The 14864-nt window shown below is 61.3% G+C and carries 11 protein-coding genes and 1 pseudogene; 10 read left to right on the top strand and 2 right to left on the bottom strand.

Annotated features, from left to right (window positions below; genetic code table 11):
* The 7 genes from M0954_RS23660 to M0954_RS23630 form a co-directional block, all read left to right on the top strand.
* The coding region (locus M0954_RS23660) for a S1 RNA-binding domain-containing protein (RefSeq protein ID WP_297355843.1) at positions 1 to 555 on the top strand (555 nt) is incomplete at its 5' end.
* A 173-nt stretch (positions 556 to 728) separates the two neighbouring features.
* Positions 729 to 1478: a 23S rRNA (guanosine(2251)-2'-O)-methyltransferase RlmB gene (gene rlmB, locus M0954_RS23655; RefSeq protein WP_297355842.1), complete on the top strand. Its 750-nt coding sequence runs from the start codon at positions 729 to 731 to the stop codon at positions 1476 to 1478.
* Positions 1479 to 1618: 140 nt separating this feature from the next.
* Positions 1619 to 2314 (top strand): ribose-5-phosphate isomerase RpiA, encoded by a 696-nt coding sequence (gene rpiA, locus M0954_RS23650; protein ID WP_123384201.1) that lies wholly within the window; start codon positions 1619 to 1621, stop codon positions 2312 to 2314.
* A 542-nt stretch (positions 2315 to 2856) separates the two neighbouring features.
* The gene (locus M0954_RS23645) at positions 2857 to 3282 is read left to right on the top strand and encodes a helix-turn-helix domain-containing protein (RefSeq protein ID WP_122154483.1); all 426 of its coding nucleotides are present in this window, start codon (positions 2857 to 2859) and stop codon (positions 3280 to 3282) included.
* Positions 3283 to 3974: 692 nt separating this feature from the next.
* The gene (locus tag M0954_RS23640; RefSeq protein ID WP_122154484.1) at positions 3975 to 5090 is read left to right on the top strand and encodes a sugar transferase; all 1116 of its coding nucleotides are present in this window, start codon (positions 3975 to 3977) and stop codon (positions 5088 to 5090) included.
* Between the two features lie 271 nt (positions 5091 to 5361).
* Positions 5362 to 6555, top strand: a complete 1194-nt coding sequence (locus M0954_RS23635) for a polysaccharide biosynthesis/export family protein (protein WP_297355840.1) — start codon at positions 5362 to 5364, stop codon at positions 6553 to 6555.
* Positions 6556 to 6647: 92 nt separating this feature from the next.
* Positions 6648 to 8867 (top strand): GNVR domain-containing protein, encoded by a 2220-nt coding sequence (locus M0954_RS23630; RefSeq protein WP_122154485.1) that lies wholly within the window; start codon positions 6648 to 6650, stop codon positions 8865 to 8867.
* A 69-nt stretch (positions 8868 to 8936) separates the two neighbouring features.
* On the opposite strand, the gene M0954_RS23625 is transcribed toward M0954_RS23630, so the two are convergent.
* Positions 8937 to 10328: a calcium-binding protein gene (locus tag M0954_RS23625; RefSeq protein WP_297355838.1), complete on the bottom strand. Its 1392-nt coding sequence runs from the start codon at positions 10326 to 10328 to the stop codon at positions 8937 to 8939.
* Positions 10329 to 10648: 320 nt separating this feature from the next.
* Here M0954_RS23625 and M0954_RS23620 point away from each other — a divergent pair, with 320 nt between their 5' ends.
* From M0954_RS23620 to M0954_RS23610, 3 genes are all read left to right on the top strand, one after another.
* Positions 10649 to 11752 carry a glycosyltransferase family 1 protein gene (locus M0954_RS23620; RefSeq protein ID WP_122154486.1) on the top strand — a complete coding sequence of 368 codons (1104 nt, stop codon included), beginning with the start codon at positions 10649 to 10651 and terminating at the stop codon, positions 11750 to 11752.
* Positions 11740 to 12957, top strand: a complete 1218-nt coding sequence (locus M0954_RS23615) for a glycosyltransferase family 4 protein (RefSeq protein ID WP_122154487.1) — start codon at positions 11740 to 11742, stop codon at positions 12955 to 12957. Before M0954_RS23620 ends, M0954_RS23615 begins: the two co-directional genes overlap by 13 nt.
* Positions 12958 to 13020: 63 nt before the next feature.
* Positions 13021 to 14568 carry a hypothetical protein gene (locus tag M0954_RS23610; RefSeq protein ID WP_297355836.1) on the top strand — a complete coding sequence of 516 codons (1548 nt, stop codon included), beginning with the start codon at positions 13021 to 13023 and terminating at the stop codon, positions 14566 to 14568.
* A gap of 15 nt (positions 14569 to 14583) precedes the next feature.
* Here the strand turns inward: M0954_RS23610 and M0954_RS23605 are convergent.
* Positions 14584 to 14864, bottom strand: a pseudogene (locus M0954_RS23605) (glycosyltransferase family 2 protein); the annotation flags it as partial.

The raw sequence follows: 14864 nt of genomic DNA, 5'->3' as shown, positions 1-14864 counted from the left end.
GAAGCCTCGCGCGACGTCGAAGCGTGGCTCAAGTGTTACTTCATGCGCGACAAGCTCGGTGAAGAGTACGGCGGTATGGTGAGCGGCGTGACCTCGTTCGGCATCTTCGTACAGCTCGATGCGCTGTTTATCGAAGGCCTCGTGCACGTCACCGAACTGGGTTCCGATTACTTCCAGTACGACGAGATCAAGAACGAGCTGCGCGGCGAACGCACGGGCATCCGTTACCGTCTGTCCGACCGGGTGCGTGTGCAGGTGAGCCGCGTCGATCTCGACGCACGCAAGATCGACTTCCGGCTGGTGCGCGATACGCCGATCAAGTCGCCGGGGGCGCGTGCCGCGCTCGCGGACAAGGCTGTCGTTGAAAGCGGCGGCGCGCGTGTGCGTTCTCTGGCGCCGGCGGAAGCGGGCGCTGGGGCGCGCCGTAAGAAGGCCGCACCGGCACCGACGCTCGCGGTCAAGGAGGCGCGCGCCGCACGCAGCGCGGCCAGGAAGCACGGCGCTCCGGCCAAGTCGGCTTCTTCTTCGAAGGCACAGACGCGCAAGAAGCGCTGAGCTCACACGTAAGCCGTGAGGTGCGCTAGCACCAGCAGGCTTACCGCAGCGGGTTCTCCGCGCGCAACCGGTACAGGTTCATGTGCCGGTTGCGCGCGGTCTGCATTTTGGTTTGTCTTTATCCCAGTAGCGCAGCTGCGTCTGCGGCGCGCTCAATCAAAGGTTGTTCAGTCATGTCACGTCTCAAGGTTCTATACGGTTTCCACGCGGTGACCGCCCGTCTGCGTCACGATGCGTCCACGGTCGAAGAGGTCTACTACGACGCCACGCGCAAAGATCGCCGTATGACGGAGTTCCTGCACACGGCGAAGGAAGCCGGCGTGCGTCTGATCGCTGCCGACGAAACGCGCCTGTGGGGTCTCGCGCACACGGAGCGCCACCAGGGCGTGGTGGCGCGGGCAGGGGACATGCCGCTGGCGCAGAATCTCGCGGAGCTGCTGGATGGCATCAACGGTTCGCCGCTGATTCTGGTGCTCGACGGCGTGACCGACCCGCACAACCTCGGCGCGTGTCTGCGGGTCGCAGATGCGGCCGGCGCGCACGCGGTGATCGTGCCGCGCGATCGTGCGGTCGGCCTGAACGCGACGGCCGCGAAAGTGGCGAGCGGCGCAGCGGATACGGTGCCCTACATCACGGTGACGAATCTGGCGCGCGCGCTGCGCGAACTGAAGGACGCCGGCGTATGGGTGGTGGGCACGGCGGGGGAGGCGACCAAAAGCCTGTATGAGACCAGGCTCGACGGTCCGGTCGCGCTCGTGATGGGTGCGGAAGGCGAGGGCATGCGCCGTCTGACGCGCGATACCTGCGACGAGGTCATGCAGATTCCGATGGCCGGCAGCGTGGAAAGCCTGAACGTGTCGGTCGCGAGCGGCGTGTGCCTGTTCGAAGCCGTGCGCCAACGCTCGGTGAAGGTCAAGTCCTGATTCAGGACGCGGCATGCATGATGCACCGTCGTGCCGCGCCGGATCTTCTGATCCCGCTTGTGCCCACTTGCCGGATAAGTTCAAGCGGCGCATGCTAGTCCGGTAAACTTGCGGTTTTCCGCCTCTAGCTCGCAACTCCCATGACTCAAGACGAACTCAAACAACTGGTCGGTCAGGCCGCCGCCGACTACGTGAACGCCAATGTACCGGAAGGCGTCGTGATCGGCGTCGGCACCGGCTCGACCGCCAATTGCTTTATCGATGCACTGGCCGCCACGAAGCACCGTTATCGCGGCGCCGTGTCCAGCTCGCTGGCGAGCACTGCGCGCCTGCAGTCGCACGGCTTCAAGGTGCTTGATCTTAACGAGATCGAATCGCTGCCGGTCTATGTCGACGGCGCGGACGAGATCGACGCCAGCGGCGCCATGATCAAAGGCGGAGGCGGTGCGCTGACGCGCGAGAAGATCGTGGCGTCGGTGTCGGATGTGTTCGTCTGCATCGTGGATTCAACGAAACGCGTCGATGTGCTCGGCCAGTTTCCGTTGCCGGTCGAAGTGGTGCCGATGGCACGCACCGCAATCGGCCGCCGCGTGATCGCGTTGGGCGGTGTGCCGGTGGTGCGCGTGACGAAGGACGGCACGCCGTTTATCACCGACAACGGCAACGAGATCATCGACATCAAAGGGCTGAAGATCGCCGATCCTCGCGCGCTTGAAGCACAGATCAATGCGTGGCCGGGAGTCGTGACGGTGGGCCTCTTCGCAGAACGCGGAGCGACTCTGTCGCTGCTTGGCACCGACACCGGCGTAGAGACCATTCGCTACACGCCGCGCTAAAGAAAACTGCGTGTTCAAGGCACCGCACGGCGTCAGGTGCGATGCGGTGCCGCGAATGCGCATCCCCAAAGTGGCCGCCGCCTGGCGCCACCCCTCGCGGTTGCTGTCCCACATTCTCCTCTCCGACAGCCTGCTCCGATCGCGTTTCCCGTTCCTCGTCATTCGACGTTCTGCTTTCGACGGGTCTACAAACCCTCACATTTTGCTGTCTCTCGATTGCGGAGTGTGGTCGGGCGCACGCACCGCGGACGGCGCTCCTTTTAAACTCGGTCTCGTGGCGTTGGACAGTTACGCCCAGGTGAAGTCGCGAAAGCGATGACCGGAGTTGCCCGGCTCGTCGCCCAGCGACCAGGCTAGCGGTACGGGTCGATTAAATGCTTTCGAATTGTTAGAAATTCGTCATCCTTAATAAAATGAAAAGATTGACGTGGGTAATTGCAGTCATTCAGGGAGAGGGAGTCGTGAGAGAACAGCGCTCGCTGTCAGCCGCATTGACCAACGCCTAAAGAATACGATCTTCTGAAAAGGAAAATTCAAAAAATATGAATGCCGATCGCCTTTCGGGCCAGGTCCCCGATATCGTTGAAGCTTGGGCTGCGTTGCAGAGCAAGGTGCCTCTCAAGCCTATTCGCAATGAGCAGGAATACGAGCAGCTAACACAGCTCGCGAATGCGCTGACGAATCACCTGCACGGCGACGCGGACAATCCGCTAACGGATCTGCTCGGCGTTCTGTCCGCTCTGATCGGCGGTTGGGAATCTCGCCAGGTGGTGGTGGTGCCCAGCGCGGAGCCACGCGAAGTGCTGCGCCACCTGCTGGAAACCCACGGTCTCAAGCAAAAGGACCTGGCCGATATTGCCTCGCCCACCGTGGTCAGCGACATCCTCGCAGGACGCCGGGCAATCAGCAAGAACGTGGCAAAGGCGCTGGCTGTACGCTTTCGAACGGACGTCAGCGTTTTTATCTGAAGCCATATCAAAGACGGTGAATCGCCCGCGCGAAAGTACCGGGCGTGTTTCGGCAATGCAAATAATTGAAAATATGTACTCCTAATGAATAATCATTGTGCGAATTAATTCGCCCGATCTGATTATTAAACGGGCACCAGGCCTCTGTCCTGATGCTTTGTATTTCAATCGCACGCTGCTTTTCACGCTGCCGGACACCCAAAACGCGAACTTCTTCTGCCGTTAGACGAAGAAGGCGGGCGCACGTTTTCTTGACAATCTTTTGAAAATTCACCGCTGCTTCTTTGGACGATTTTCCGTCGTCATCGATGAAACCGTGCGGTTGGTGTGATGCCGCACGGAATGTATCCGGTCGAGGACGTAGCTTATTACTGTGGACTGAAAGAGTGCTTAACCGGTGGATAAAACGGCGACGCGCACCGGCACGGAGTACCCGTGAACGAGTGTGCATGCTCCGCGCTGTACGGCGTGGAAGAGCCGAACCCCGGGGCAAGCTGCCGTTCGGGATCAACAAGGTGCGGTCGATGGGATACGTCGGCGTGGACGATAGGGCGCGTCTCGCCGCTAGCGATGCAGGAAGCGAGCTTTCCGTCGCTGGTCCATGGCCATCCGGACGGGAAGCGCAGTAACCAGGTATCGCGACGAGGCCGAAACGCTCGGTGCGGAGAACGTTAAGGTTTGGGGTAACCGAAATGTCAGAACTAGTCCATCGAGTGATCGACATCGCACTTATCGTACTGGGTGCGTTTGGCGCGTTGCATCTGAATCTGCCGCAGGCAGGTCATCCGCATGAGCTTGACCCGTCGCTGGTCGCGTTCGTGGCCGCGCTTGCGTTGTCCGTGTTTCCCGCATGTGGAACCTATCCGGCGCGACGCACCCGCTCGGTGGTTAGCCTGGCGAGCCGTACGGCGTTTGCGTGGCTGGCAGTGCAGCTCTGTGGTCTTGCCCTGCTGTACGCGATTCATCGCGAGAATCAGGTGTCCATGCCGTGGTTTCTGTACTGGACGCTCACGACCGGCGTTTCGCTGCTTGGCTCGCATACGTTGATCTTTGCGGAATTCGGCGTAGCCCGGAACGCAGGTCTCCGTCTGTTTCGCACCGCGACAGTCGACGCACAGTTCGATACGACCTCTGCGACTTCCACGCCGCCCGCTACCGCCGCGACCTCTGGCAAAACAGGTCTGGACTGCGCTGGAGCGGCGCGACAAGTGGTCAAGCGTGGCTTTGACGTCGTGTTCGGCACATTGCTGATTGTCTCTCTGCTGCCCATCTTCGCGCTGCTTGCGGTTCTGGTGATGAGCGATGGTGGTCCCGCGACGTTCGGACACGTTCGCGTAGGGCGTAACGGCAAGAATTTTCGTTGCCTGAAGTTCCGTTCGATGGTTCTGAACGCCGATCAGGTGCTCAAGGCCTTGATCGAAAGCGACCCGCAGGTCCGTGCAGAGTGGGAGCGCGACTTCAAACTGAAGAACGACGTGCGCATCACCCGGATTGGGCGGTTTCTGCGCCGTACGAGTCTGGACGAATTACCGCAGTTGTGGAATGTGGTTCGCGGTGACATGAGCCTCGTCGGACCGCGGCCTGTCATCGATCAGGAGCTGGAGCGCTATGGCGCAAACGTCAGGTACTACCTGATGGCCAAGCCTGGCATGACCGGCTTATGGCAGGTCAGCGGCCGCAGCACCACGGACTACGCGACGCGGGTGTCACTGGATGTCGCTTACGTGACGAACTGGTCGTTGCTGCGGGACGTCTCCATTCTGTTCAAGACTTTCAAAGTCGTCTTCAAGGGTAGTGGGGCGTACTGAAGCAGCGGCGGGTGGTTGGTTGACCGTGGAAGGGCGGGTTGATTTGGGGGGCCGGGTATCGTCGGCGATGGTAAAGGCGGTAGTCGGCCCGGACTAGAGCATAAAAAAATCTACATAGCGGTGTGTGCGTCTCAGCGGGGGCAGTGGCTTGGGCGCGCGACGGAAGGGAGTAGCGATGATGTCATGCAACAAGTTGGGTTCGGAAAGGACCACGAACGCACCAAAGTCAAACGTGCTGGTTGAAGCGCAAACGGCCGGAGTGCCCGATTCATTGACTCGATCTGATGCCGGATGCCATCCGCGACGGGTTGGGCTCGCAATCGCCGGCGTTGTGCTGGCGGCATGTCTCGCCGGCTGTGCATGGTCGCCGGGGATGTCGTACAGCGCCCCGTCGGGCGCCGCGAATCAGACACCGGCGGACGCCAGCAATCTCTCGACGGCCAACGCTCACCCGGGTAAGGGGGCGGACGCGCCGCCAGCAGGCAAACTGATCGAAATTACGGACGATCTGGTAGAGAAGGATCGCGCTGCACGCTCGACTGCTGTGCCCGACGACGTCACGCAACTGTTCTCGAAGCCCGAGCCGTACACGCTTGGGCCGGGCGACATATTGAGCATCGTCGTCTGGGATCACCCTGAGCTGAATATGCCCGGCGCCGCCGCGACCAATGGACCGGAGGCAACCGGCACCGATTCGGTGACCTCGGGCTATACGGTGGACGCGGGCGGTATGATCCAGTACGCCTATATCGGTCCCTTCAAGGTTGCAGGGTTCACCGAAATGGAAGCGCGCGACGCGCTAGCCCAAAAGCTCAGCCGTTATGTGCGGCAGCCTCAGCTCACGCTGCGGATCGAAGCCTATCGCAGCAAGCGGGTCTACATGGACGGCGCAGTCAAGACCCCTGGTGTGCTGGCGCTTAACGACATGCCGATGACCTTGCCCGAAGCCATCAATCGTGCCGGCGGATTTACGCCGCTCGCGGACCGCTCGAAGGTCGCGATTACGCGAGGCAACAAGACCGTGGTTGTCGACATTCCCGACATGATCGCCAAGGGTGTGAATCCGGACAACATCGAATTGCGCAGGGGCGATCTGGTGCGCGTCTTCGCGCAGACCGACACGAAAGTGTACGTGTTCGGCGAAGTGAACCGTCCCGGCAGCCTGACATTCAACAACGGCCGGATGAGCCTGAACGAAGCGCTCGGCGACGCCGGCGGCATCAGCCAGACCTCGGGGGATGCATCGCAGGTGTTTGTCGTGCGTGGACGCGACGCGGGCAAGCCGGTGGTCTACCACCTGAACGCCGGGTCTCCGGCGGCGATGGCGACTGCGGACGGCTTCCCGTTGAAGCCGAATGACGTTGTGTTCGTCGATGCGTCTGCACTGGTCCGGTGGAGCCGCGTGATGGGTCTGATTGTGCCAAGCACGGAGGCGGCGGCCGCTAGCCGGGCCGTTGGTTACTGATGAGCCGACTATCTGTCCGGCCTGGTGGTAATGCATCCCGTGGCGCGCTGGAGCAGGCGTCGCCGGAGCGAGTAGGAATGGGGAGAGGGCGCATGAAATACCGCGACACGTCAATGGATACGATCGATGTAGGCCCCCCGCAGGGCGACCACCTTGGTAGCTATGTGGACGTCCTGTATCAGAACCGCGGCATGATCTTCCTGATCACCGCGTGCTTTCTCTTTTTTGGTGCGGCTTATGCACTGCTCGCGGCGCCCGTGTATCAGGCCGACATTCTGATCCAGGTCGAGGAAAATCCGACCGCCGCCAAGGACGCCCTGGGCGACGTGAAGTCCATGTTTGCCGTCAAGACTGCTGCTTCGGCCGAGATCGAGGTTTTGCGTTCCAGACTGGTGATTGCAGGAGCCGTGACTGCTGCGCAACTGAACCTTAGCGTGGTGCCGCGCTATTTTCCGGTGGTCGGCCGGTGGGTTGCAAACCATCTGAATGACCTGTCCCACTCGGGCCTGGGTGGCTATGCATGGGGTGATGAGCGGATCAGCGTTTCAAAGTTCGATGTACCTGACGCGCTGCAAGGCGAGAAATTTATCCTGACGCTGCAGAAGAACGGCAACTATTCGCTGAAGTACAAAGACATCGATTTGTCCGGGCGCGTCGGCGAGCCATTGCACGCCGGCACAGAGTACGGGCCGATTGATCTACTCGTGGACCAGATTGTCGGAAAGGCGGGCGTACGTTTCGAACTGGTTCGGACTTCGCAGCTTTCCGCGATCCAGGATGTGCAATCGGGCTTGTTGATTGTGGAGAAAGGGAAGGACTCGGATGTGATCGGCGTTGCCCTGGAGGGCACTGACCCGAAGAAGATCAGCGCCATTCTCAACGCGATCGGTACGGCATATGTCCGGCAAAACGTCTTGCGGACGCAGGAAGAGGCGCAGAAGTCGATCACCTTTCTCGATGGTCAATTGCCTGAACTGAAGACCAAACTGGAGACTGCGGAAAGCGAGTTCAACACATTCCGGGCGAAGAACGGGACAGTGGATCTTGGCGCGGAAGCAGCTGCGCTTCTGCAACGCTCGGCTCTCGCCCAGGGCAAGGTCGCCGATCTCCAGCAGCAGCGGGCCTTGCTTCTCGCGCGGTACACGTCGGAAAACCCGGCGGTGATCGCCGTCAATGACGAATTGAGCGAAGCCGAAAGGGAGGTTGGCGGCATCGCCTCCGTCACCCGGCAACTGCCGCCCATGGAGCAGAGCCTGCTGCGGTTGCAGAGAGAGGTTCAGGTAGACACCACCATTTACACGAACCTGTTGAACACACGTGAACAGCTGCGTCTGCTCAAAGCAGGTAAGGTGTCGAACGTGCGACTGGTCGATCCGGCGATCGTGCCGGATAGTCCGGTTCGGCCGAAACGCGCACTCGCGTTGATCGGAGCCCTGATGGCGGGCCTGTTCGTGAGCGTCGCGGTGGTATTGCTCAAACGCAAGGTCTTCGACGGGATCACGGCTCAGGACGATATTGAAACGGGAACGGGCCTGGCCGTGTACGCAACGATTCCGCGCAGCAAAGTGCAGGAAACGCTCACACGGAGTCTCCCAACCAACATCGACTCGAACCTGGTGCTGGCGCACTCGGCAAGCGGCGATGCGGCGATCGAAAGTCTGCGAAGCTTCAGAAGCGCGCTTGAATTTGCGCTTGTCGACGCACCGAACCGGATCGTCCTGCTCGCCGGGCCGACGCCGATCGTCGGAAAGTCGTTCGTCTCCGTCAATCTGGCAGCGCTGATCGGTGCATCGGGACAGCGTGTGCTGCTGGTCGACGCCGACCTGCGAAGGGGCACTTTGCACCAGTACCTTGGGGTTCCGTGCAGCCCGGGCATTTCGAACATCGTGACGCGTGGTCGCACGTTTGAAAACGCGGTACACCGCAACATTCTGCCGGGTGTCGACTTCGTTGCGAACGGCGGCTACATGCAGAGCGCGAGCGAAATTCTCAAACATCGGAACTTCCTTGCCTTCGCCCAGCAGGCCGACAGCGAATATGACGTGGTGCTGATCGACGCGCCGCCGATTCTGCCGGTAGCCGACTCGGGCATCGTGGCTTCTCTCGCCGGAATGGTGTTCGTGATTGCACGACACGGCGTGACGACGGTTGAAGAGCTGCGCGAGTCTGCGCGCAGGTTCGAGCAGATCGGCGTGCCGATCCGCGGTGTGATTTTCAACGACGCGATGCCGACGAGGCCAGGCCGCTACGGAAGAGCGTATACCACCTACGGCTATGCCAGCCATGGCAACGACGTGCCTACCCAAGGCTGATTGATTCGCAAGTGAATGCCGCCGCGCGAGACGCGGCGGTTGCACGCTCAGGTGCCCACTCCCAGATGCTCAGGTTCCCGGTGCATTGGCCGGTGTGATTTCGAGCAGAATGACGTGATCGGGTACGTCGACGGTGAGTTGGCGCAGGTCGCGATGGCTTGCGCCCGGCGTTGCCGAAACGAGCGGATCGTACACATCGACACGGCTCACTTGCGTGCCCAGGTCCAGTTCGACGCTGGCGGGTGCGCTGGTGAGCGGTATCCCCTTCTCCCGGTTCCAGATCGGCGTTTCGTTCCATAGCGCCAGCACGAAGCGACCATCCTTTTTCTGCAGCAGCAGGCTGTTTGCCGATACCGGCATTCCCTGGAGCGTATACGCGAGCGTGCCTTGCGATGCGCCGTTGGCGCGGTGTGGCGCGCCGTCGTTCAGGATTGATGTGAGATTGCGGATCGCCTGGGCCACCGGCTTGGGACTGTTGTCGTTGCGAAAGAGGCCGTAGTGCATCTCGCCGCTCTTGCTTTCGGGGTCGGGCTTTTCGTCGAGCAGTTCGTAGACATAGGTCCGCTTCACGCCCGCCGCCGCCGCGTCCATATAGCCGTTGAGAATGCCTTTGGCCTGGGTCCGCTCGTCGACGCCGATCATGTACCAGCCTGACTGAGGCATCGAGAAGTAGCCGAACTCGGTGATGACGAGCGGTAGATGGTACTTCTTGACGACATCGATGGCCGAGCCCATCCACCTGTCGCCGTTCGCGTTATAGGTGGGTTGCTCACCGTTTTGCGGGTACACGTGCTGATTCGCGTAATCGGCTGAATCCGCGCGCGTGTCGACTGCCTTTTCGTCGTAGCCCGTGAGATCGTAGACGGGTACGCCCTTGAGCTCCGGCGTGGCATGTACGCGTGTAAATATCTCGCGCTGTACGGCCAGTCCGGCGGCCGCGCCCGTGAGGCCGTGGTAGGGGATGGGCCAGTTGTTGATCTCGTTGAAACCTTCGATGGCCGCGACACTGCCAGGCACGGCGGCGTTCAGCTTTGCCGCTTGCCCGATCGATTCCACAAACTTCGAACCCGTCAGGAAGTTGAATTTGACGCCGCGTTGCGCGAGATAGACGTAGGTCGAAAACGGCGGCGAGTCGCCGGGTGCATAGTCGCGCACGTAGTGGATGCCGAGCCATGCCAGATCGTCGGCAACGTTGTGCACATTGACATAGGCGCCATCGGTGTAGTTGACGTGTGTAATGACAGCGAGCGTCCCGATGAAGGTGTCGGTTGGCATGGCGCGCACAGCATCGGCGGCTTGCACCGTCGATGCGCATGCGAGCGCGCAGAGGCTTGCTGCGAGGCTTGCGGCAGTGCGCGCGCCAAACGCCCTGTACGGCCTCTCCCGTCTCGCGTGTCGTGCGCCGGGAGAGGCGGCTGGACTGGCGAGCACGTTATGGGCGGTTGCTGCGGAATGCTTCACGGGGACTCCTTGCGCGGGAAGGTTGCCGGTTCCGCGCGCTTTGCGCCATGCCGGCAGCTCGATGGTCTTACCTCGGATGGAGGCGTATTCATAGATCATTTTGATGCGTTGTTGCGTCCTTCGTGTGTGGGGCGGCGAACGGATAGAGCGCCCCTCTGAAAACTGGCGTCGCATGAGCGACGGCGAACATTTTTCTGGCGGTGGGTCGGTCACACTCTGGGCCATGAGACCTGTATCACGGTCTGTCGAATCTGGTTGTGTGTCGCGGTGACTTTGCGCACGCGTAACGACGTACTTTGAGCGATGCCCGGAAGCCGCCGATGAAATCCCTGCATATTCCCAATCTGGTAATCAATGGCCGATTTCTGGGCCGACGCGCGACGGGCGTCGATCGCTTTGCATTCGAGACCATTCGGGCGCTCGACCAGATGATCGAACTGGGCGATCCGCTCGTTGCCGGACTGAGGACCGAGATTATCGTGCCCGAAGCACTGGCCGATATGACCAGTCCGTTTAAGCACGTCGGGCTGCGGGCGAGCGGCAAGGGCGGGGGTCTGCGCTGGGAACAACTGGCATTGCCGAAGGCAGCATCCGGCCGATTGCTGGTCAATCTCTGCAACTCCGGGCCGCTGCTATACGGTCGCCAGGTGACGGTGCTGCACGACGCAGCGCCTGCGCGCGTGCCCGACAGCTACAGCCGCTCCTTTGTCGCCTGGTACCGGCTGATGGCGCCGCGTATCGGTCGGGTGTCGCGCCGCGTGCTTACCGTGTCGGAATTCTCGCGGCGCGAGTTGAGCGACGCTTACCGGATTCCTGCCGGCAAGATTGGCGTCGTACCCGAGAGCGGCGAGCACATGTTGCGCGTGCAACAGGAGCAAGGTGCCGTGGAGGCCACGCTGAACGGACGTCCGTTCGTGCTGGCGGTGGGAAGCCTCAACCGGCATAAGAATTTTCGTCTCGTGGCCGAGGCCGCGCGCCTCATTAACGATGCGCAGTTTGACATCGTGGTAGTGGGCGGCGGCGATTCACGGGTGTATGGAGCGGGCCAGAATGCGTTGCCCGAGTTCGTGAAGCACCTCGGTTACGTGAGCGACGGCGAGCTGGCGGCGCTGTACCAGCGTGCGGCCTGTTTTGTGTATCCGTCGCTTTACGAGGGCTTCGGACTGCCGCCGGTCGAAGCGCTGGCCCTTGGCTGTCCTGTCATCGCTTCGAGGTTGCCGGCCGTGATGGAAGCGTGTGGGGATGCCGTGCTCTACACCTCACCGGACGATCCCGCTGAACTGGCGCGCCTGCTTGAACAGATCACCGGTGACGCCGCGTTGCGCGCGAGCCTGCGTGAGCGGGGCCGCGCGCGTACCGCGGAACTGACCTGGCGTGCCACCGCAGTCAAACTGATCGAGGAGATCTCGCCGTGGCTAATGTAACGCTTGCCGCAACCCTTGCAAGCGACACACGTCGTTTCGGCCGGGTCGCCCTCGTGCACGACTGGCTCGCCGCGTATGCGGGTTCGGAAAAGGTGGTGGAACAGATTCTTCAACTGTTTCCCCATGCCGATCTCTACAGCATCGTTGATTTCTTCCCGGAGTCGCAGCGCAGTGTGCTGGGCGGCAAACGCGCCCGTACTTCATTCATTCAACATCTGCCGCGGGCGCGCAAATCGTTTCGCGCCTATCTCCCGCTCATGCCGCTGGCGATCGAGCAGTTCGATCTCTCGTCTTACGATCTGGTGATTTCGTCGAGCCATGCCGTGGCCAAAGGCGTGCTGACCGGGCCGCACCAGGTGCATGTGAGCTATGTGCATTCGCCGATTCGCTACGCGTGGGATCTCCAGCATCAATACCTGGCCGAAGCCGGCATGCAGCGCGGAATGAAGAGCTGGATCGTGCGCCTGCTGCTGCATTACATACGTATCTGGGACCAGCGTACCGCTCATGGCGTGGATGCTTTCGTCGCCAATTCGGCCTTCGTCGGAAGGCGCATCCGCAAGGCCTATGGTAGCGAAGCCACCGTGGTCTATCCGCCGGTCGATGTCGAACGGTTCGAGCTTGGTACCCAGCACGAGGACTTCTATCTGATTGCCTCGCGCATGGTGCCGTACAAGCGGATTCCGCTGATTGTCGAGGCCTTTGCGGCGATGCCCTCGCGGCGTCTCGTGGTGATCGGCGATGGCACCGATTTCGCGCGCGCCAAAGCGAGTGCAACGCCCAACGTGACGTTGCTCGGCTACCAGCCCGATGCAGTGCTGGTGGACTACATGCAACGCGCGCGTGCCTTCGTTTTCGCCGCGGAAGAGGACTTCGGCATTTCGGTAGTCGAAGCACAGGCCTGCGGCACTCCGGTCATCGCTTTGGGCCGTGGTGGTGTACGGGAGATCGTCATCGATTCGGCGGATCCCGAGCGCGGTACGGGGCTGTTCTTCGAAGAACAGAGTGTGGCGTCCATTGTCGATGCGGTGGAGCGTTTCGAGCAGCGCCCGGCGTTTCGCGGGGAAGTCTGTCGTCGCAATGCCTTGCGCTTTACAGCGGAACGGTTCAAACACGAATTCATGGATGTCGTGGAACGCGCGATGCATGACAACAAAGGGTTTGCCGATACACAGCCGGCGCTCCAGTACCGACGCTCCGCATAAGACGGTGCAGCAACAGGATCGTTCGCGCATGAGCGTGCGGTGAACGGATAGGGGTTCAAGCAAGTGGAACTGACGGTATTTGGGATCCTGGTGATCGTCACCGGCATGGTGGCGCTCTACACGTCGCATAGCGGCGTGGTTTACGGAATGGCGGTCTACTCGCTGTTCGGGTGTGCGCTCGCGCTGGGATTGGGCGGAATCGGCATCTTGCCGCCGCAACTCTTTCTCGCGTTCTTCGTCCTGAAGGCCTTCAATATGGGTGGCGGGAAGAAGCTTGGCGAGGCGTTCTCGATGGATCAACCGGGCTTCTGGCTGCTCTGCAACTGCGTGTGGGCCAGCGTGGGCGCGATGCTGTTACCGCGCCTGCTGCTCGGTACGACACTCGTGTTTCCCGTCGATCGCAGCACCACGGAAATTTTGCTGAAGCCGCTCGCTCCCGTCTCGGGCAATCTGTCTCAGGCGGTGTATTGCATTGGCGACGTGCTGGTGTATTGCTGCATGTATGTGTTTCTTAAGTGGCGTGGCACGTACAGGACGCTCGCCAACGCGCTCCTTCTGCTGACCCTGCTCGACGTGCTCGCGGGCGTGCTCGATGCCGTATCGCACATCGCCGGCATAGACATTCTTTCGTCCGTCAAGACTGCACAGTTTGCCGACCTGAGCGGCGAGGAACTGGGTGGACTGGTGCGCATCAGCGGCACGTTCAGCGAGACTTCCGCGTTCTCGACCTTCACACTGCCGCTGTTTGTGTTTTGCCTGAACCTGTGGCTGGTCGGGTGGCGTCAGAAACTGGCCGGCGCGCTGGCCGTCGCGACTGGAATACTGATGTTGCTGTCCACGTCGGGGAGCGCCTACGTCGGGATGGCGGGATATCTGGTCGTGCTGGTGTTCAGCCGTCCCGGTCTTGTCACACGCGACGCCGCCGCACGCAAGCAGCGCATGTGGCTCATCTCTGCATGCCTTGGCATGCTAGGGGTGATCTACGTCATGCTTTTCCTGCCGGCGGTGGTCACGACGATTGGCGATTTTGTCGACGCGGCGATATTGAGCAAGGCCGGCAGTTCGTCCGGCGTTGAACGGATGGGGTGGAACAATCAGGGCATAGCCAACTTCTTCGACACCTATGGGATAGGCGTCGGATTGGGCAGCATCCGGGCGTCGAGCTTCCTGGTGGTCTTGCTGGGGAGCCTGGGTGTGGTGGGTGTGGTCTGCTATGGGATGTTCGTGGGCAAGTCGCTGCTGTCGCCCATGCCAGCCCATTACTCGTTCACGGAGCGTGCCGTCTGCTACGCCTCCCGGCACGGCATGATCTCGGCATTGATCGTGGCTTCGACTTCGGCCGGGGTGTTCGAACTTGGCTCGTGTTTCTACCTGTTTGCGGCCGCTGCGGGCGCACTCTCGCCGCTTGCATCGACGAGCGTGTCCAGGCGTCAGGCACGGGTTGCGTCTGCTGCCTATGTCTGGCCCAGTCACAACGTGGAACCCGTGCACGCAGAGACGGCGAACGTCGAAACAGTGAACGTGGAAAATGTCGAAGTGGTGATGGAGCCGCGGCGCGGCCGCAAGCGTTCCGTCGAAGAGAGGCTTGCGAGAGTGCGCCGGACCTTTTAAGCTGGCGCGTTTGAGTTATAGCTTGGCCGCGCGTTCCGGGGTCAGCCTTCCTCGCAGGAAATCCCAGAGGCCGATCAGATTGCCGCTCAGACGGCCGCGACGGTCAACCCAAGGTTCCGGTGCAACGCTTCGCACAATATTGCTGCCCACGTTGCGCAGAACGTGGTCGAGCGCATCGCGCAAAGGCATCGTATTCTTTCTCACCAGATAGAGCGGATTGATGACCTGCGAATAGCCGAACTTGCGCCCCGACACCCTTCCACGCTTGACGCCCAGGTGCACGCCGAGCGCGGTAT

This window comes from Paraburkholderia sp. (assembly GCF_026225065.1).
Classification (GTDB): Bacteria; Pseudomonadota; Gammaproteobacteria; order Burkholderiales; family Burkholderiaceae; genus Paraburkholderia.
The sequence above is the reverse complement of the archived record's forward strand: the minus strand, read 5'-3'. Positions and strand labels throughout refer to the sequence as shown.

Coding starts and splice junctions, on each gene's coding strand:
- rlmB (WP_297355842.1), top strand. CDS start 729: ATGTCACGTCTCAAGGTTCTATACGGTTTCCACGCGGTGACCGCCCGT.
- rpiA (WP_123384201.1), top strand. CDS start 1,619: ATGACTCAAGACGAACTCAAACAACTGGTCGGTCAGGCCGCCGCCGAC.
- M0954_RS23645 (WP_122154483.1), top strand. CDS start 2,857: ATGAATGCCGATCGCCTTTCGGGCCAGGTCCCCGATATCGTTGAAGCT.
- M0954_RS23640 (WP_122154484.1), top strand. CDS start 3,975: ATGTCAGAACTAGTCCATCGAGTGATCGACATCGCACTTATCGTACTG.
- M0954_RS23630 (WP_122154485.1), top strand. CDS start 6,648: ATGAAATACCGCGACACGTCAATGGATACGATCGATGTAGGCCCCCCG.
- M0954_RS23620 (WP_122154486.1), top strand. CDS start 10,649: ATGAAATCCCTGCATATTCCCAATCTGGTAATCAATGGCCGATTTCTG.